At 72.2% G+C, this 17,745-nt stretch carries 15 protein-coding genes and 2 tRNA genes; 6 read left to right on the forward strand and 11 right to left on the reverse strand.

Features of this window, described 5'->3' with window-relative positions; genetic code table 11:
- Window positions 1–154 precede the first annotated feature (154 nt).
- A complete protein-coding gene (locus tag MCM47_RS04465) occupies window positions 155–1,015 on the forward strand; it encodes a hypothetical protein (protein WP_238741206.1) in 861 nt (286 codons plus the stop codon).
- A 76-nt stretch (window positions 1,016–1,091) separates the two neighbouring features.
- Window positions 1,092–1,853 (forward strand): hypothetical protein, encoded by a 762-nt coding sequence (locus MCM47_RS04470; RefSeq protein ID WP_238741208.1) that lies wholly within the window; start codon window positions 1,092–1,094, stop codon window positions 1,851–1,853.
- Window positions 1,854–1,994: 141 nt separating this feature from the next.
- On the opposite strand, the gene clpX is transcribed toward MCM47_RS04470, so the two are convergent.
- The 5 genes from clpX to MCM47_RS04495 all read right to left on the reverse strand — a co-directional run bounded on the left by clpX (window position 1,995) and on the right by MCM47_RS04495 (window position 6,987).
- Window positions 1,995–3,284: an ATP-dependent Clp protease ATP-binding subunit ClpX gene (clpX, locus tag MCM47_RS04475; RefSeq protein WP_238741210.1), complete on the reverse strand. Its 1,290-nt coding sequence runs from the start codon at window positions 3,282–3,284 to the stop codon at window positions 1,995–1,997.
- A 281-nt stretch (window positions 3,285–3,565) separates the two neighbouring features.
- Window positions 3,566–4,228 (reverse strand): ATP-dependent Clp protease proteolytic subunit, encoded by a 663-nt coding sequence (locus MCM47_RS04480; protein WP_148645159.1) that lies wholly within the window; start codon window positions 4,226–4,228, stop codon window positions 3,566–3,568.
- 54 nt (window positions 4,229–4,282) lie between these two features.
- On the reverse strand, window positions 4,283–4,900 hold the full coding sequence (locus MCM47_RS04485; protein WP_305067940.1) for an ATP-dependent Clp protease proteolytic subunit: 618 nt from the start codon (window positions 4,898–4,900) through the stop codon (window positions 4,283–4,285).
- Window positions 4,901–5,199: 299 nt separating this feature from the next.
- Window positions 5,200–6,591 carry a trigger factor gene (gene tig / locus MCM47_RS04490; RefSeq protein ID WP_238741211.1) on the reverse strand — a complete coding sequence of 464 codons (1,392 nt, stop codon included), beginning with the start codon at window positions 6,589–6,591 and terminating at the stop codon, window positions 5,200–5,202.
- 322 nt (window positions 6,592–6,913) lie between these two features.
- Window positions 6,914–6,987 (reverse strand) — tRNA-Pro (locus MCM47_RS04495).
- 144 nt (window positions 6,988–7,131) lie between these two features.
- Here MCM47_RS04495 and MCM47_RS04500 point away from each other — a divergent pair.
- Window positions 7,132–7,202, forward strand: a tRNA-Gly gene (locus tag MCM47_RS04500).
- A gap of 160 nt (window positions 7,203–7,362) precedes the next feature.
- On the opposite strand, the gene MCM47_RS04505 is transcribed toward MCM47_RS04500, so the two are convergent.
- Entirely contained in the window at window positions 7,363–7,902 is a 540-nt protein-coding gene (locus MCM47_RS04505; RefSeq protein WP_238741213.1) for a hypothetical protein, read from the reverse strand.
- 316 nt (window positions 7,903–8,218) lie between these two features.
- Here MCM47_RS04505 and MCM47_RS04510 point away from each other — a divergent pair, with 316 nt between their 5' ends.
- Window positions 8,219–9,007, forward strand: coding sequence for a DUF6348 family protein (locus MCM47_RS04510; protein WP_238741215.1), 789 nt, complete (start codon window positions 8,219–8,221; stop codon window positions 9,005–9,007).
- Between the two features lie 51 nt (window positions 9,008–9,058).
- Here MCM47_RS04510 and MCM47_RS04515 read toward each other — a convergent pair whose 3' ends face one another.
- The 4 genes from MCM47_RS04515 to MCM47_RS04530 form a co-directional block, all read right to left on the reverse strand.
- On the reverse strand, window positions 9,059–9,253 hold the full coding sequence (locus MCM47_RS04515) for a hypothetical protein (protein WP_238741223.1): 195 nt from the start codon (window positions 9,251–9,253) through the stop codon (window positions 9,059–9,061).
- A gap of 490 nt (window positions 9,254–9,743) precedes the next feature.
- Window positions 9,744–10,973: a PP2C family protein-serine/threonine phosphatase gene (locus tag MCM47_RS04520; protein WP_238741224.1), complete on the reverse strand. Its 1,230-nt coding sequence runs from the start codon at window positions 10,971–10,973 to the stop codon at window positions 9,744–9,746.
- 308 nt (window positions 10,974–11,281) lie between these two features.
- Entirely contained in the window at window positions 11,282–11,770 is a 489-nt protein-coding gene (locus MCM47_RS04525; protein WP_238741226.1) for a ribose-5-phosphate isomerase, read from the reverse strand.
- A gap of 112 nt (window positions 11,771–11,882) precedes the next feature.
- Complete coding sequence (locus tag MCM47_RS04530) at window positions 11,883–12,482, reverse strand: biotin transporter BioY (RefSeq protein ID WP_238741228.1); 600 nt, start codon at window positions 12,480–12,482, stop codon at window positions 11,883–11,885.
- A 269-nt stretch (window positions 12,483–12,751) separates the two neighbouring features.
- Between MCM47_RS04530 and MCM47_RS04535 the strand changes: the two genes are divergently transcribed.
- Window positions 12,752–14,182, forward strand: coding sequence for an amino acid permease (locus MCM47_RS04535; RefSeq protein WP_374209063.1), 1,431 nt, complete (start codon window positions 12,752–12,754; stop codon window positions 14,180–14,182).
- A 63-nt stretch (window positions 14,183–14,245) separates the two neighbouring features.
- On the opposite strand, the gene MCM47_RS04540 is transcribed toward MCM47_RS04535, so the two are convergent.
- Window positions 14,246–14,878: a DsbA family protein gene (locus tag MCM47_RS04540; RefSeq protein WP_374209064.1), complete on the reverse strand. Its 633-nt coding sequence runs from the start codon at window positions 14,876–14,878 to the stop codon at window positions 14,246–14,248.
- Between the two features lie 261 nt (window positions 14,879–15,139).
- Between MCM47_RS04540 and pepN the strand changes: the two genes are divergently transcribed.
- Window positions 15,140–17,740: an aminopeptidase N gene (gene pepN / locus MCM47_RS04545; protein WP_238741230.1), complete on the forward strand. Its 2,601-nt coding sequence runs from the start codon at window positions 15,140–15,142 to the stop codon at window positions 17,738–17,740.
- Window positions 17,741–17,745: the final 5 nt, after the last annotated feature.

The following is a 17,745-nucleotide window of genomic DNA, read 5'->3' on the forward strand; positions in this document are numbered from 1 at the left end:
ACCGCTTTCGGTCCGCGGAGTCGGCGCGTCCGGCCCGGACGGGCGTCGGCCCGGTGCGGTACCGTGCCCCGACACTCGTCCGATGCACGGTACGACCCGGACGACTACGGACACGCATACAGGCCGCGGGTGCGGCGGGGGAGCACAGACGCAGATGTACGGCCAGGGTCAGCAGTATCCGCAGGGTCAGCCGCAGCCCTACGGGGCGCCGCCGCAGTACGGCGCACCGCAGCAGCCGCAACCGCCGTACGGGGCCCAGCCGCCCTACGGCGCGCCGCAGCAGCCGTACGGGTACCCGCACCAGCAGGGCGCACCGGCCCCGCAGTACGGCGCGCCGCAGCCGCCGTACGGCGTGCCGCAGCAGGCCCCGTACGGGCAGCCGGGCTACCCGGTCGCGCCGCCGCCGAAGAAGGGCAAGGCCGGCCTGGTGGTCGGTCTGCTGATCGGCGCGCTGGTGCTGGGCGGCGGCGGCTTCGCCGCCTTCAAGCTGCTCGGGGGCTCCTCGGGCGGCGACTACAAGATCACCGCGCCGCAGACGCTGCCCGACGGCTACACCCAGAAGTCGGCCAAGGAGCAGGCGGCCGACCCGGCCAAGGCCAGCGAGTCGGAGAAGATCGGCACCGACCTGCACGTCCTTCTGGCCAGCTACGCCAAGGGCTCGGACGCCACCGACGGCACCATCAGCGTGCTCGGCGTCTACGGCAGGATCAAGGACCCGAACGCGATCATCGAGGACTCCAAGAAGGACACCAACGGCGGTGCCACCTGGACCAGCCCGATGACGGACTTCCCGGCGCAGTACAGCCACGACTCCTCGGCCAAGCTCTCCTGCGGCACCTACGGCATCTCGATCGGCGGCGGCGCCCCGAAGAGCTCGACCACCGTCTGCGTCTGGGCCGACAGCTCCACCACCGCACGGGTGTCCTTCATCAAGGTGGGCGGCAGCAACCTCACCCCCGCCCAGGCCGCCGAGAAGACCCGGGCGATCCGCGACGCCATGATCACCGCCAAGTAGCGGGCCCGGCGCAGTGCACGACCGCGCTGCCCGGCCCCGGGCAGCGCGTGCCCCGTCCGTCCCAGAAAGGGCCAGCGTGACCGAGCAGAACCCCTACGGCGCCCCGCCGCCGCCCGCCGGCCAGCCCTACGGCGCCCCGCCGGTCCCGCCCCAGCAGCCCGGCTACGGCGCGGTGCCGCCGCAGGCCCCGCCGCCGGGCGCCCCGGCCGGCTACCCCGGGTACGGCGCGTACGCCCCGGTGCCGCAGCGCAAGTCCCGCAAGACGCTCTGGGTGCTGCTCGGCGTCTTCGCCGTCGTGCTGGCGCTGATCGGCGGCGCCGTCGCGTACTTCGTCCTCGATGTGACCTCCAACGCCGGCACCCAGAAGATCGTCCTGCCGGCGACCTTCAAGGACCTCCGCAAGGACGACGACAACGAGATCTCCCGGGAGATGGAGAAGGAGATCACCTCCGAGTTCGGCAAGGGCGACGGCGCCTGGAACCCGACCGGGGTGAGCGCGGTCTACCAGGACAGCGACGACACGCCGCAGCTCATCGTGGTCGGCGGCTACGGCAAGGTCCTGCTGCCCAAGCAGGAGATGGACGCCATGTTCAAGGGCTTCGAGCAGGGCGGCCCGACGGTCAGCGACCGGCACGCGGTGGACGCCGGCCCCAAGGGCGGCACCATGGAGTGCGCCAAGGCCACCCAGTCCGGCACCGACCTGGGCGTCTGCGCCTGGGCCGACAACAGCAGCCTGGTCATGCTGATGCGGGCCCCGGAGGACGGCAAGGCGCCGGACCTGGAGAAGCTCGCCACCGAGGCCCGCGACCTGCGCGCGGTCGCCGAGGTCCCGAAGTAGGTCGTCGGGCCGAAGCGGCCCGCCGGGCCGGAGCGGTCCCGGGTGCCGGAGCGGCTGCGGCACCGCCCGGACGACGAAGCGAACGACGAAGGGCCCCTGGTGACCGACCGGTCACCAGGGGCCCTCTCCGCGTCCGGAGGGTCAGGCGCTCTTCTCGCGCCGCTCCCGCTTGATCATGTCCCGCGGGACGAGGGTCGGGATGGCGTGCTTGGAGACGACGTCCCCGGTGACCACCACGCGGGCGACGTCCTGGCGCGAGGGCACCTCGTACATCACGGACATCAGCACCTCCTCCATGATGGCCCGCAGACCGCGCGCGCCGGTGCCCCGCAGGATCGCCTGGTCGGCGATCGCCTCCAGCGCGTCCCGGGTGAACTCCAGCTCCACGCCGTCCAGTTCGAAGAGCTTCCGGTACTGCTTGACCAGCGCGTTCTTCGGCTCGGTGAGGATCTGCAGCAGCGCCTCGCGGTCGAGGTTGTGCACGCTGGTGATCACCGGGAGGCGGCCGATGAACTCGGGGATCATGCCGAACTTGACCAGGTCCTCCGGCATCACCTGGCGGAAGTGGTCGCTGGCGTCCAGCTCGCGCTTGGAGCGGATGTTGGCGCCGAAGCCGATGCCCTTGGCGCCCGCGCGGCCCTCGATGATCCGCTCCAGGCCGGCGAAGGCGCCGCCCACGATGAAGAGCACGTTGGTGGTGTCGATCTGGATGAACTCCTGGTGCGGGTGCTTGCGCCCGCCCTGCGGCGGCACCGAGGCGGTGGTGCCCTCCAGGATCTTCAGCAGCGCCTGCTGCACGCCCTCGCCGGAGACGTCCCGGGTGATCGACGGGTTCTCGCTCTTGCGGGCCACCTTGTCGATCTCGTCGATGTAGATGATCCCGGTCTCGGCCTTCTTGACGTCGTAGTCCGCCGCCTGGATCAGCTTCAGCAGGATGTTCTCGACGTCCTCGCCGACGTAGCCGGCCTCGGTCAGCGCGGTGGCGTCGGCGATCGCGAACGGCACGTTCAGCATCCGGGCCAGCGTCTGCGCCAGCAGCGTCTTGCCGGAGCCGGTGGGGCCCAGCAGCAGGATGTTGGACTTCGCCAGCTCGATGGCGTCCTCACGGCCGTTGCCGCCGCTGCGGCCCGCCTCGCCGGCCTGCACGCGCTTGTAGTGGTTGTAGACGGCCACCGACAGCGCCTTCTTGGCGAGGTCCTGGCCGACCACGTACTGGTCCAGGAACTCGTAGATCTCGCGCGGCTTCGGCAGCTCCTCGAAGCGCACCTCGGAGGTCTCGGCGAGCTCCTCCTCGATGATCTCGTTGCACAGGTCGATGCACTCGTCGCAGATGTACACGCCTGGGCCGGCGATCAGCTTCTTCACCTGCTTCTGGGACTTGCCGCAGAACGAGCACTTGAGCAGGTCGCCACCGTCTCCGATGCGTGCCACGAGGTGCTTCCCCTTCGCCAGGGGCCCCGCGGGGGTTCCGGGGCCTGGTGCTGTGGACCGTCAACGCCGACGGCGATCGGTCTCGCTATCCGACGGTACTCTGCCGGGCCCCTGATTCCGTCCTCTTCGCCAGGTCTGCCCTACGCCCTGGGCGAATTGATACCGAACAGATGCCGTCGCCGGTACCGCCGGGGTGCCGGCGACGGGGCGCGCAACGGCGTGCGCGCCCCGCCCACGGGCCCTGCGCCGCCCGGGGCCCGGGCGGCGCAGGGATGCCGACCTCAGGAGGTCAGCGAGGCCTTGCGGGTGGAGATGACCAGGTCGACGAGACCGTACTCGACGGCCTCCTCGGCCGTGAGGATCTTGTCGCGCTCGATGTCGTCGCGCACCTGCTCGACGCTCTTGTTCGAGTGCTTGGAGAGCATCTCCTCCAGCTGCTCGCGCATCCGGAAGATCTCCTTGGCCTGGATCTCCAGGTCGGACACCTGACCGCGGCCGGTCTCGGTGTACGGCTGGTGGATCAGGATACGGGCGTTCGGCAGTGCCATCCGCTTGCCCGGGGTGCCGGCCGCGAGCAGCACGGCCGCCGCGGAGGCCGCCTGGCCCATGCAGACCGTGGTGATGTCCGGCTTCACATACTGCATGGTGTCGTAGATGGCCGTCAGCGCCGTGAACGAGCCGCCCGGCGAGTTGATGTACATCTGGATCTCGCGGTCCGGGTCCATGGACTCCAGGCAGAGCAGCTGGGCCATGATGTCGTTCGCGGAGACGTCGTCCACCTGCGAGCCGAGGAAGATGATGCGCTCCTCGAACAGCTTGGCGTACGGGTCGTACTCGCGGATGCCCTGCGAGGTGCGCTCGACGAAGCGCGGGACGATGTAGCGGCCCTCGGCGCGCATGTCCTCGACGCGTGCCTTGGCGCTGGACAGGCTGGGGATGTTCATGGGGTTTCTGGTCCTCCGGAGCGTTGTGGCTGTGGTCTCGTGGCCGGGCCGGGATCAGGCGCCGGTGCCGCCGCCGCCGGGGACGTCCGCGGCGCTGTGCATGATCGCGTCGATGAGGCCGTACTCGAGGGCCTCCTCCGGCGTGAACCAGCGGTCGCGGTCGGAGTCCGCGGTGATCTGCTCGAAGGACTGGCCGCTGTGGAAGGCGATCAGCTCGGACATCCGCTTCTTGGTGCGGAGCAGCTGCTCGGCCTGGATGCGGATGTCGGTGGCCGAGCCGCCGAGGCCGGCGGACGGCTGGTGCATCAGGATGTTGGCGTTCGGCAGCGAGAAGCGCTTGCCCTTGGCGCCGGCGGTCAGCAGGAACTGGCCCATCGAGGCCGCCATGCCCATCGCGATCGTGACGACGTCGTTCTTGATGTACTGCATGGTGTCGTAGATCGCCATGCCGGCCGAGATCGAGCCGCCCGGGGAGTTGATGTAGAGGAAGATGTCCTTGTCCGGGTCCGCGGCCAGCAGCAGCAGCTGGGCGGTGATCTTGTTGGCGATGTCGTCGTCGACCTGCTGGCCGAGGAAGATGATCCGCTCGTTGAGCAGCCGGTTGTAGACCTGGTCGCCCAGGCCGCCGAGCACGTCACCAGAGGCGGCGTGCGGCGCCATCGGGCCAGGCATCTGCATCTGCGGGAACGTCACTTAGCCACCTGCTCAGTCGATTTGGACGGTCGCTCCACGGCCGTCACGGTGTCGCACAGCTTCCGGGTATCACGTCGTGATTGTTGCTGTCCAAGGACCCTAACGCGCAGGCCGGGCCGCAGAATCCCTCACGCAGAACTGTTCGCTGTGAGCGCAGGGTTCACCACCCTCCCCGGGCGGGACCGGGCAGCGGCCGGGAGCCCGCCCGCCGGGAAAGCGGCGGGCCCGGACGCCGTACGGCGTCCGGGCCCGCTGCTGCGTCGGGGCGACCGGGGCGATCAGGCCTCGGTGGTCTCCTCGGCCTCGGCGGCCGGGGCCTCGACGGTCTCGGCCGACTCGTCGGTCTCGTCGTCGTCGAAGTTGATCTCGTTGCCCTCGGTGTCGACGACCTTGGCGGCCTCGACCACGGTGGCCAGCGCCTTGCCGCGGGCGACCTCGCCGACCAGCAGCGGCACCTGGCCACCCTGGACGACCTGCTGCGCGAACTGGTCCGGGGTGAGGCCCGAGCCGGCGGCGCGGCGGATGAGGTGCTCGGTGAGCTCCTCCTGGTTAACACCCAGCTCCTCGTCGGCGACGATCTGGTCCAGGACGAACTGGGTCTTGATGCCCTTCTTCGCCTGCTCCTCGACCTCGGCCAGGTACTCCTCCTCCGACTTGCCCTGGGTCTCCAGGTAGGTCGCGAGGTCGAGGCCCATCGGCTCCAGCTGGTGGTGCTCCAGGTTGTGCTTGCGGGTCTCGATCTCGTCCTTGAGGAGCTTCTCCGGGAACTCGATCTCGACCAGGCCGAGCAGCGCGTCGAGGACCTTCTCCTGGGCCTGGGTGGCCTGGTCGTACTCCTTCATGCGCTCGAGGCGCTTGCGGGAGTCGGCCTTCAGGTCCTCCAGGGTGTCGAACTCGCTCGCGAGCTGGGCGAACTCGTCGTCCAGCTCCGGCAGCTCCTTCTCCTGGACGGCGGTGACGGTGACGGTGACCTCGGAGGTCTTGCCCGCCTGGGTGCCGCCCTTGAGCTCGGTGGTGAAGGTGGCGGTGCCACCCGCCTCCAGGCCGATGACGGCGTCGTCGATGCCGTCGATCAGGCGGCCCGAGCCGATCTCGTAGCTGACGCCGGCGGCGGTGCCGTCCTCCGGCACCTCGCCGTCGACCTTGGCCTCGAGGTCGACGACCACGATGTCACCGGCGGCCGCGGCGCGCTCGACGTCCTTGACGGAGGAGAAGCGCTCGCGCAGCTGCTCCAGCGACTTGTCGACGTCCTCGTCGGTGACCACGATCGGGTCGACGGTGACCTCGATGGACGAGAAGTCCGGGAGGGTGATCTCGGGACGGACGTCCACCTCGGCGGTGAACTTCAGGTCGCCACCGTCGGCGATCTTCTCGACGCCCTCGATGTTGGTGATGTCGGGCTGGCCGAGGACCTCGATCTTGCCCTCGTCGACTGCCTGCGTGTAGAAGCGCGGGAGGGCGTCGTTGACGGCCTCCTCCAGCACGGCGCCACGACCGAAGCGCTGGTCGATGACCCGGTTCGGGATCTTGCCCTTGCGGAAGCCCGGAACGGTGACCTGCTGGTTGATCTTCTTGTACGCCGCGTCGAGGCTGGGCTTGAGCTCCTCGAAGGGCACCTCGACGGTGAGTCGAACCCGGGTCGGGTTCAGAGTCTCGACGGCGCTCTTCACGGTTGGGTCTCCTATGGGCTTGCGGTCAGGTTGCCTCCGCCCTCCCCTGCCGCCGGCCGGGGCCTGGCGGATCGGATCGGGCGAGACGGGCGATGGGCGGTTGGAGCTGCATCTCCCGTGGGGGTGGACGGTGAGCGTGACTCCTCGCCCTCGTGCGGTTGACCTGGGTGGACGCCACAGGGACTACCGCCAGCGCCCCATCCTACCGGTACCACGAAAGGCCGACGCCAGGACGCCGCCGTCGGCATGCGCAGGAGCGTCCTCCAAGGGTGGCCGGAGACGCAAAACAGGGCCCCGCCGAGGGCGAGACCCTGCCGCACTGTCGGGGTGACCGGATTCGAACCGACGGCCTTCCGCTCCCAAAGCGGACGCGCTACCAAACTGCGCCACACCCCGTGGTGCCGAGAGGAAGCGTACACGCCGGGCCCTATGGGTTCTCCGACATATCCGAGGCCCCCGAAATGAATGTGGTGTGCGCGCAGCCGACCGGACCAGGTACGCTGTTCCCGACCTTCCGTCCGGCGACGGCCGGGGGATCATGCGGGCGTAGCTCAATGGTAGAGCCCTAGTCTTCCAAACTAGTCACGCGAGTTCGATTCTCGTCGCCCGCTCCGACCGTCCGGCCCCGGAGAGACAACCGTCTCGCCGGGGCCGTTCGCGTTTCCCGGCCGCGTTTCCCGGTCCGCTTCCCGGCCGCGTTTCCCGACCCGCTCCCGATCGCGGCCACCGACCGCCGGTCAGGGCCTCCGGTCCCCGACCCGCCGTCCGGGGTCAGAGGCCGAGCCGCGCGGCACGGGCGGCGGCCCGGTCGAGCAGCTGGTGGACGTCGGCCTGCCGGGTGGTCGGCCGGTCGTTGTAGACGTCCGGGGAGCTCACCGGGCGGCCGGTGGCGTGCAGCACCTCCATCAGCTGGACCCGGGCGGTGCGGACGGTGGGCGCGGTGCCGTACCCGTGGGCGAGGACGGCGGCCTGCGCGCCGAGCAGGCAGACGCGGCCGGCCGCGTCCCACATGGCGCCCTGCAGCCAGCCGGCGGCGGCGATGTAGCGGGAGGCGAGCCGCAGGTGCTCGGCGGCGCTCACCGGGACGGGGCGCGCCGGGCGGCGCAGCACCCGGTCCAGCAGGGTGGCCTGCGGGAGGGGATGGCCGGCGTACCAGGGCTGGAGGGCGGAGCCGAGCGGGCAGACGTAGGGGACCGTCGGCCGGGCCGGGGCGGGCAGGGAGGCGAGGTACGCCTCGATCTCGGCCACCAGGCCGGTGCCGTCCGGGGCGATGAGCGGCGGCGGAAGCGGCGTCAGGTCGGTGCGGGGCATCGGTTCTCCAGGCGTGGCCTATGGTTACCGCTACCCAAAGTGGGGCATAAGGGGCATTTCCGCGACCGGAAGGGCCTCGACGCGCCGGTTCGGTTCCACCGCCGGGGGCAGCGCCCGGGGCGGCGGCCGCGAGCGGGCGCGGGAGGAGCGGGAGGAGCGGCGCGGGCGCGAGCGCCGGCGCCGCGCCGGGGCGTCCGGACCGGTCAGGGCCGGGTGCGCCGGTCGTCGCGGTTTCCCGGCGGGGGCCCGGGCCGATAGCCTCGGCGGCGTTCGAGCGCAGTTCGAGGACACTGCGCGCCCTAACGGAGGAGAACCCGTGCGTCCCCAGGACCGACTGGCCGTCATCCAGCGCTGCGTGGTCCGGGAAATGGCGCGATTCGGGCAGGAGTTCACGGTCGACGGCGAGGTGGTGCGCGGTCCGGGAACGACCGCGGTGGCCGTCCGGGAGCACCCCGGCGACGACGGCGCCGGCCATGTCGACCTGGGCTACGTCCTGCGGTTGGGCCGCGCGGACGCGCCGGTGGTCTGGGACTGCGCGGCCGGTCTCGGCAAGACCGAGGAGGAGAAGCTCGCCAACGCGGTGCGGATGTGGGCGACCACGACCGCCTCGGCACTGGTGGAGCTGACGGAGGGCCGGGGCGAGCACGGCGACCACGCCGACTATCCGCAACTGCCGCACTGGCACGCCGTGCAGGGGCCGGCGGCGGTGTTCGGCTTCGGGAACGAGCGGCTGGCGGGCTGGCTGGCGGAGCACCGGGTGCTGCCGGCGTTGGCGCCGGCGCTGCTGCCGGAGCTGGCCGTCGGGCGGCCGAACGGGGTGAAGCTGTTCCTCGGCGGCAAGGCCGGGGACGACGTGGCCGAGGTGCGGATCAACGGCGAGGTGTCCGAGGGCGCCTCGGCGGCGCTGCGCGCGCTGGACTGGCCGCGCGGCGAACGGCTGTGCTGGGCGCGGCTCTTCGTCCTGTTGACGACCCGGGAGACGGCGCTGCCGCCGGCCGTGCCGACGGGCCCGGCGGCACCTGCGCCGGTCCGCCCCCCGGCCCCGGCGGCTCGGCCCCGGGGACTCCTCGCGCGCTGGCGGCAGGCCGGACGGGCCGGCCGGTGAACCGGGCGGCCGGCCTCGCTCCCCCGGTGGGCCCCGGACGGGGCCCCGAGGTCAGCTGGCGATGCTGGAGATGCTCTTGGCGATCTGGCTCAGGAAGTCCTGGATCGGCTTGGCGGCCGTGCTCTGGTTGAGCATGAAGCCGAACAGTGCGGCCAGGATGAAGTGGCCGGTCTTCAGCTGCTTGTTGCGGATGAAGATGAAGCAGATGATGCCGAACAGGACCAGTGCGGAGACGGAGAGTGCCACCCGGACTCACTTCCTCGTTTCATAGCGGGGTGCCGTCACCTGGCAGCCCCTGCGAAGCCGGACCCCGGCCTGTCCGACGGTCCCGAGGCGGAACTGCGGCTCGTCCGACCCGTCGCGGCCGGAATGGGAGCCGGTACGGCCGCACGCTGTCCGTCCTGCCGCACGTGACGCCCCCTATCCCCCGAATCCTGACCAGTCCCGCCCAGACTCAGTGTGGTCGACCGTGCCGATTGCGTAAAGGTCTGACCGACAGCCGGGCCCCGATATCCTGCGGTGCGGGACGAGTTTCCGCCGACCGAGACGATAGCCGAGACGTTCTGACGGATCGTCCACGGGGCGCCGCTGAGCGGCCGTGGAGCGCCTGGCGGGCGGGAGCGGAACGGGCAGGTCCACAACGGTGACGGGCCTGCGGAATTGGCCGAAGATCAGCTCCCAGGCTTGACAGCAGCTGCCGCCGGCAATTGCCCGGGCGAGCGGACCCGGCCCGCCCTCAATCGCGCCAGAGCAGGAGGACGGCGCGGTCGTCGTTGATGTCGCGGGCGACCGTCTCGATCAGCCGGGAGGCCGCGCCGCTGCCGCCGCCGGGGCCCCCGCCGGGGACCAGCCGGTCGGCCTCGCCCATCAGCCGGTCCATCCCCTCGGACAGGTCCCGGCCGGGCGCCTCGACCATGCCGTCCGTGCAGAGCATCAGGACGTCGCCCCGGTTCAGCCGCCCGCGCACGCCCTCGAACTTGGCCCCGTCGTAGATCCCGAGCAGCGGGCCGTCCGCGGCCTCCTTCATCTCCCAGCGGCCGGCGCCGCCCAGCCGCTGCATCCCGGGCAGATGCCCGGCCGAGAGCAGCTCGTACTCGCCGGTGTCGAGGTCCAGCACCAGGTGGACGGCGGTGGCGAAGCCCTCCTCCCAGTCCTGCCGGAGCAGATAGCCGTTGGCGGCGGGCAGGAAGTCGTGCGCGGGCAGCGAGCCGAGCAGGCCGCCGAAGGCGCCGGAGAGCAGCAGGGCGCGCGAGCCGGCGTCCATGCCCTTGCCGGAGACGTCCGCGAGGACCACCTCCAGCACCCGCCGGCCGGGGCCGGTCCGGGCGGCGACCACGAAGTCGCCGGAGAAGGACTGCCCGCCCGCCGGGCGCAGCGCCATGTCGGCGTGCCAGCCGTCCGGCAGGGCCGGGACGCGGCTCTGCACCCGCAGCCGCTCGCGCAGGTCGAAGAGCATGGTGGAGCCGCCCCACCAGGGGACGCCGACCCGGCTGCGGAACTGGGCCAGCAGCAGGCCGCCGACCCCGGCCGCGCCGACCACCAGGGCGGCGCCGGGGGTGACCCCGTAGGTGTAGGCGGCCGGGTCGGCGCTGGCGACCCGTTCGCCGGTGTGGATCACGGACTCGGCGGAGAGGCCGAGCGCGGCCAGTGCGTAGAGCACCACCAGGCTCCCGGGGCGCAGCAGCAGCGCCGCGGCCAGGATCGGCAGCACCAGGGAGGTGGGCGGGGCCCAGGCGGGGATCCAGATGTTGAGCAGGATCAGCACCGGGACGGTGAGGGCCAGGACGATCAGCACCGGCCAGTCGGCGGCGCCGCCGCGGAAGTAGTCGACACCGGCGGTGCGCAGCTTTCGGCGGACCCGGCGGAGCCCCTTGGCCAGCCGGGCCGTCACGGGGTCGGGCACCGTGGCGGCGCCGGGCCTCGTCGCAGTCGTCTGGGGCGGTGTGCCCGGCGCTCTGCCAGCCATGGGGACCGACCATATCCACCGCTGCGGCCCGGCGTCGACGGCCCGGGCCCGGGCGGCTCCGGGGTGGCGCGGGCGCGTCAGCGGGTTTCGGCCGATTGCGGAGGGCGGCGGTCGTGGCGTCAGGAGGCGTGCGGGGGCTGGGCGTACGAACCACACGGGCGGCGCATGCCCCCCGCGCGCGGGGTGGTTCGTGCGCCGTGGCGGCTCCGGGGGCGCTGTGGCCGATGCCACAGGGTCGCGCACGCCCCCGGAACGCGCCGGCCGGCCGCGCTGCGGGAGCGCGGCCGGCCGGTGTGCGGGTGGGGCGGTCAGCCCTGCTGCGGGTGGTGCGCCGGGATCGGCGGGAGCTCGCCGGTGGTCTCGTACTCGCTCAGCATGGCGATCCGGCGGGTGTGCCGCTCGTCGCCGCTGTACGGGGTGTTGAGGAAGACCTCGACGAACCTGGTGGCCTCCTCCTGGGTGTGCATCCGGCCACCGATGGAGATCACGTTGGCGTTGTTGTGCTCGCGGCCGAGCGAGGCGGTCTGCTCGCTCCAGGCCAGCGCCGCCCGCACGCCCTTGACCTTGTTGGCGGCGATCGCCTCGCCGTTGCCCGAGCCGCCGATGACGACGCCCAGCGCCTCCGGGTCGGCCGCGGTGCGCTCGGCGGCCCGCAGGCAGAACGGCGGGTAGTCGTCGAGGGCGTCGTAGATGTGCGGCCCGCAGTCGACCGGCTCGTGGCCGGCCTCCTTCAGCCACTCCACGAGGTGGTTCTTCAGTTCGTATCCGGCATGGTCGGAGCCCAGGTAGACGCGCATGGCACGAGTGTGGCATGCGCGCCCACCGGGGGTGCGCAGGGGGCCGAGGGCGCGTGCCGGGGCCGGTCGGCGCCCGGCTGCCCGCTCCCGGGTCCTGCCGTGAGCGCGGTGCTCAGCGGCGGCCGAGGAGCTTCCACGCCAGCGGCAGCGCGCCGGCCGCGAGGACGGCCTTCAGGGCGTCGCCGACCAGGTAGGGGTAGAGGCCGAGCTCGGCGGCGCGGGCGAGCGGGACGTCCAGCGCGAAGGCGAGGTAGGGGACGCCGACGGCGTAGATCGCGAGGCTGCCGATCACCATGGCGGCGGCGGTGCGGACCGGGCTCCGGTCGGCGCCGCGGCGGGCCAGCGCGCCGGTCAGGGCGGCCGCCAGGACGAACCCGAGCACGTAGCCGAGCGAGGGCATCGACCAACCGGAGGTGCCCTCGGCGAACCAGGGCAGGCCGGCCATGCCGGCCAGCAGGTAGAGGCCGAGCGAGGCGACGCCACGGCGGGTGCCGAGCGCGGTGCCGACCAGCAGGGCGGCGAAGGTCTGGCCGGTCACCGGCACCGGGGAGCCGGGGACGGTCACCGAGAACTGGGCGGCCAGGCCGGTGAGGGCGGCGCCGCCGGCCACCAGGGCGAGGTCGCGGGCCTGCGCACCGAACCGGCTGGAGGCGGCGGGCAGCAGGTCCGCCAGGACGGCGCGGCTGGGTATCGGGGTGCTGGCAGTGGCCATCGGTGGCCTCCTCCGGGGATCAGGTGAGTGAACACCTGTGAACCTACGCGGTGATCGCCACGGGGACCGTCAGGGATTCGGACAAAGCCCCGGAGGCCGTCCTTGTGGGGTCCGACGCAGTGATCGCCACCTAACGTGACGGTTCCGGCCAACCTCCGTCACGATCCGGTCCGCATCGTGATCCGGGCGCCCTCCACCTTGGCGTTGACACCCGCGTCCCCGGATATTGGGCAACTCGCACCGCCATCCGAACAGTCTGGATCCCACCCATGGCCCGTACCTCCGCGCCCCCGGCGCCCGGGACGACGACCTCCGCCACCGGTGCCGCCGGCGGCACCGAGGTCGGCGGCCGGCAGCTCTCCCACGGTCTCAAGCAGCGCCACCTCTCGATGATCGCGCTCGGCGGGGTCATCGGCGCCGGCCTCTTCGTCGGCTCCGGCGCGGGCATCGCGGCGGCCGGCCCGGCCATCATCCTGGCCTTCACCCTCTCCGGCCTGCTGGTCATGCTGATCATGCGGATGCTCGGCGAGATGTCGGCGGCCCGGCCGGCCTCGGGCTCGTTCTCGGTCCACGCCGAGAAGGAGATCGGCCCCTGGGCCGGGATCACCGCCGGCTGGATGTACTGGGTGATGCTCTGCTGCGGTGTCGCCGCCGAGGCCACCGCCGCCGGCAGGATCGTCAACGGCTGGATCCCCGGCGTCTCCGCCTGGGTGTGGGTCGGCCTCTTCATGGTCTTCTTCTGCGCCAGCAACCTCACCGCGGTGAAGAACTTCGGCGAGTTCGAGTTCTGGTTCGCCGCGATCAAGGTCGCCGCGATCGTCGCCTTCCTCGTCCTCGGCGCGCTCGGCGTGGCCGGCGTCCTCGGCACCGGCTCCCCCGGCACCGCCAACCTCACCGGCCAGGGCGGCTTCCTGCCCAACGGCGTCAGCGGACTCATCGTCGGCCTGCTCGCCTCGGTCTTCGCCTACGGCGGCCTGGAGACCGTCACCATCGCCGCCGCCGAGTCCGACGACCCCAAGCGCAACGTCGCCAACGCAGTGCGCACCGCGGTCTGGCGGATCGCGATCTTCTACATCGGCTCGATGGCCCTGGTGGTCACCCTGGTCTCCTGGAAGGACCCGTCGGTCGTCGAGAACGGCCCGTACGTGACCGTCCTGCAGCACCTGGGCGTGCCCGGCGCCGGCACCATCATGGAGGCCGTGGTCCTGGTCGCCCTGCTCTCGGCGATGAACGCCAATATCTACGGCTCCTCCCGGATGGCGTACTCGCTGGTCGCCCGCGGCCAGGGACCCAAGGCGCTGGCCAAGGTGAGCGGCGGCGTGCCGCGGGCCGCCGTCCTCGCCTCCTGCCTGTTCGGCTTCGGCGCCGTCCTGGCCTCGAAGTTCTGGCCGGACACCGTCTTCACCTGGCTGATGAACACCACCGGCGTCGCGATCCTGGTGGTCTGGTTCTTCATCTGCGTCGTGCAGCTGCGGATGCGCCGCCGCCTGGAGCGCGAGGCCCCCGAGCTGCTCACCGTCCGGATGTGGGGCTACCCCTACCTGACCTGGGTCGCGATGGCCGCCGTGGCCGGCATCCTCGCCCTGATGACCACCACCGAGGGCAACCGCGAGCAGCTGTACGCGGCCGGCGTGCTGGTCGCCCTGCTCATCACGGCGGGCCTGCTCAAGCAGCGCAGGGACGCCGCGGCCGTCCGGTAGCGCGGACGCGAAGGGGCCCGGTACCGCAGTGGCGGTACCGGGCCCCTCGGCATGCGCCGGGTGTCACTCGAAGGACGGGCCGGCGGTGCGGGTGCGCTTGATCTCGTAGAAGCCCGGGGTGGAGGCGACCAGCAGGGTACCGTCCCAGAGGCGGGCGGCGGCCTCGCCGCGCGGCGCCGGGGTGACCACCGGGCCGAAGAACGCGACCCGCTCGCCGTCCGCGCCCTCGACCGCGATCACCGGGGTGCCCACGTCCTCGCCGACCAGGGTGATGCCCTCCTTGTGCGAGGCGCGCAGCGCCTCGTCGTGGGCGTCGGTGTCGGCCGCGTCGGCCAGCTCGACCGGCAGGCCCGCCGCGACCAGCGCCGCCTCGACGGTCTCGCGGTTCTGCGGCAGGCCCTGGTTGTGGAAGCGGGTGCCCAGCTCGGTGTAGAGGCGGCCGAGCACCTCGTCGCCGTGCTGCTGGGCGGCGGCGATGCAGACCCGGACCGCACCCCAGGCGTTGTCCAGCAGCGTGCGGTACTCCTGCGGCAGGTCGCGGTGCTCGTTCAGCACGGACAGGCTCATCACGTGCCAGTTCACGTCCACCGGACGAAGCCGCTGGACCTCGATGAGCCAGCGGGACGTCATCCAGGCCCACGGGCAGGCCGGGTCGAACCAGAAGTCGGCGGTCTTGCGCTCAGCGGCAGTCGTCACGGCTGTCCTTACGTCCGTCGTCGGAGGGTGGATCGGGCCCCCGCGCGGGGCTCCCCCGGGCCCAACACCCGCGCGACGCCGCTGATTCCGCGACGGGGCCGGCACGTTGTGCAATGGTACTGCCGCGGGCGGCGTGAAAGGATGCCCGCAGCACCACCGTGCCGCGCCGACCACCGTGCGGCGCCCCCGACCACGGTGCGGCGTCCCGGCCGCACCAGCGATGACCGCACCACCGTGCGAGCCGGACAAAGGAGTACCGCCGTGCCGGGCAAGAACCTGAGCCGCGACGAAGCCCAGCAGCGGGCCAGCATCCTGGCCGTGGACGGCTACCGGGTCCGGCTGGACGTGACCTCGGCGCCCGACCCGGCCGCCACCACCTTCCGCTCCACCACCACCATCGCCTTCCGCTGCAGCGAGCCGGGCGCCGCCACCTTCGTCGACCTGCTGGCGCCCGCCGTCCGCTCGGTCACCCTGAACGGCCGCGAGCTCGACCCGGCCACCGCCTTCGACGGCGCCCGGGTGCACATCGACGGCCTCGCCGCGGAGAACGTCCTCGTGGTGGACGCCGACTGCGCGTACAGCCGCACCGGCGAGGGCCTGCACCGCTTCACCGACCCGGTGGACGGCGAGACCTACCTCTACACCCACTACGAACCGGCCGACGCCCGCCGGGTCTTCGCCGACTTCGAGCAGCCCGACCTGAAGGCGCCGTTCTCCTTCACCGTCACCGCGCCGGCCGCCTGGGACGTCTGGTCCAACGCGGTGCACGAGGAGGTCACCGCCGAGGCAGACGCCCGGACCTGGCGGTTCGCGCCCACCAAGCCGATCTCCACCTACCTCACCGCGGTCGTCGCCGGCCCCTACCACGTGGCGCGCGACCACTACAGCCGCACCCTCGCCGACGGCACCACCCTGGAGATCCCGCTCTCCGCGATGTGCCGCCAGTCGCTCGCGCCCTACTTCGACGCCGACGAGATCCTCGGCACCACCAAGCTCGGGCTCGACTTCTTCCACGAGCAGTTCGACTACCCCTACCCGTTCGGCAAGTACGACCAGGCCTTCGTGCCCGAGTACAACATCGGCGCGATGGAGAACCCGGGCTGCGTCACCTTCCGCGAGGAGTTCGTCTTCCGCTCGAAGGTCACCGACGCCGCCTACGAGGGCCGCGCCAACGTCGTGCTGCACGAGATGGCCCACATGTGGTTCGGCGACCTGGTCACCATGCGCTGGTGGGACGACCTCTGGCTGAAGGAGTCCTTCGCCGACTTCATGGGCTCCTACGCGCTCGTCGGCGCCCGCACCCGCTTCTCCTCGGCCTGGATCACCTTCGCCAACCAGCGCAAGGCCTGGGCCTACCGGCAGGACCAGTTCCCCACCACCCACCCGATCACCGCGGACATCCGGGACCTGGAGGACGCCAAGCTCAACTTCGACGGCATCACCTACGCCAAGGGCGCCTCGGTGCTCAAGCAGCTGGTGGCGTACGTCGGTTCGGAGGCCTTCTTCGAGGGGGCCCGCCGCTACTTCGAGCGGCACGCCTTCGGCAACACCGAGCTCGCCGACCTGCTGGACATCCTGGAGGAGACCAGCGGCCGCGACCTCACCGCCTGGGCCGCCGCCTGGCTGCAGACCGCCGGCGTCAACGCGCTCACCCCGCAGGTCACCGTCGACGCCGAGGGCCGGATCACCGAGCTCGCCGTCCTCCAGGACGCCGGCAACGGCACTGCGGACGACCCTGCGACGCCGCCGCGTGTCCTGCGCCCGCACCGGATCGCCGTCGGCCTCTACGACCGGGACGCCGACGGCGCGCTGGTGCGCACCGACCGCATCGAGCTGGACGTCACCGGCGCCCGCACCGTCGTCGCCGAGGCGGTCGGCCGCCCCCGCCCCGCCCTGGTGCTACTCAACGACGACGACCTGACCTACTGCAAGATCCGCTTCGACGCCGAGTCGATGGAGACGCTGCGCGCCGGCCTCGGCGACGTCCGGGACGACCTGGCCCGGGCGCTCGCCTGGTCCGCCGTCTGGAACCTCACCCGGGACGGCCTGATGCCGGCCCGCGACTACATCGCCCTGGTGCTGCGCTTCGCCGGGCAGGAGTCCAACATCGGCGTGCTGCAGTCGCTGCACACCCAGGCCAAGGGCGCCGTCGACCTCTACGCCGACCCGGCCTGGCGCGGCGAGGGCGGCCGGCTGCTGGCCGACGGCGCGCTGCGCGAGCTGCGCGCGGCCGCGCCCGGCAGCGACCACCAGCTCGCCTGGGCGCGCTTCCTGGCGCAGACCGCCAACGGCTCCGAGCACCTCGGCCTGGTCCGCGGCCTGCTCGCCGGCACCGCCCGGATCGACGGCCTGGACGTCGACCAGGAGCTGCGCTGGTCGCTCTGGCTGGCGCTGGCCGCGGCCGGCCAGGCCGCCGACGAGGAGCTGGCCGAGGAGCTGAAGGCCGACAACACCGCCAGCGGCAACCGCCAGTACACCCAGTGCCTGGCCGCCCGACCGACCCCCGAGGCCAAGGCCGCCGCCTGGTCGGCCGTGGTCGACTCGGACGAGCTGCCCAACGCGCTGGTCGAGGCGAACATCGCCGGGTTCGCGCTGCCCTCGCACCGCGACCTCACCGCCCTGTACGCGGCGCCGTACTTCAAGCTGCTGGAGCGGATCTGGTCCGAGCGGACCATCGAGATCGCGATGCGGATCGTCGGCGGCTTCTTCCCGCGGGCGCAGGTCGACGAGCAGACCCTGGCCGAGGCCGACGCCTGGCTGGACGGCCACCCGGACGCGGCCCCCGCGCTGCGCCGGCTGGTGCTGGAGTGCCGGGACGACCTGGCCCGGGCGCTGCGCGCGCAGGCCTGCGACCGGCTCTGAGCCGC

This window comes from Kitasatospora sp. A2-31 (assembly GCF_022288725.1).
GTDB lineage: Bacteria > Actinomycetota > Actinomycetes > Streptomycetales > Streptomycetaceae > Kitasatospora.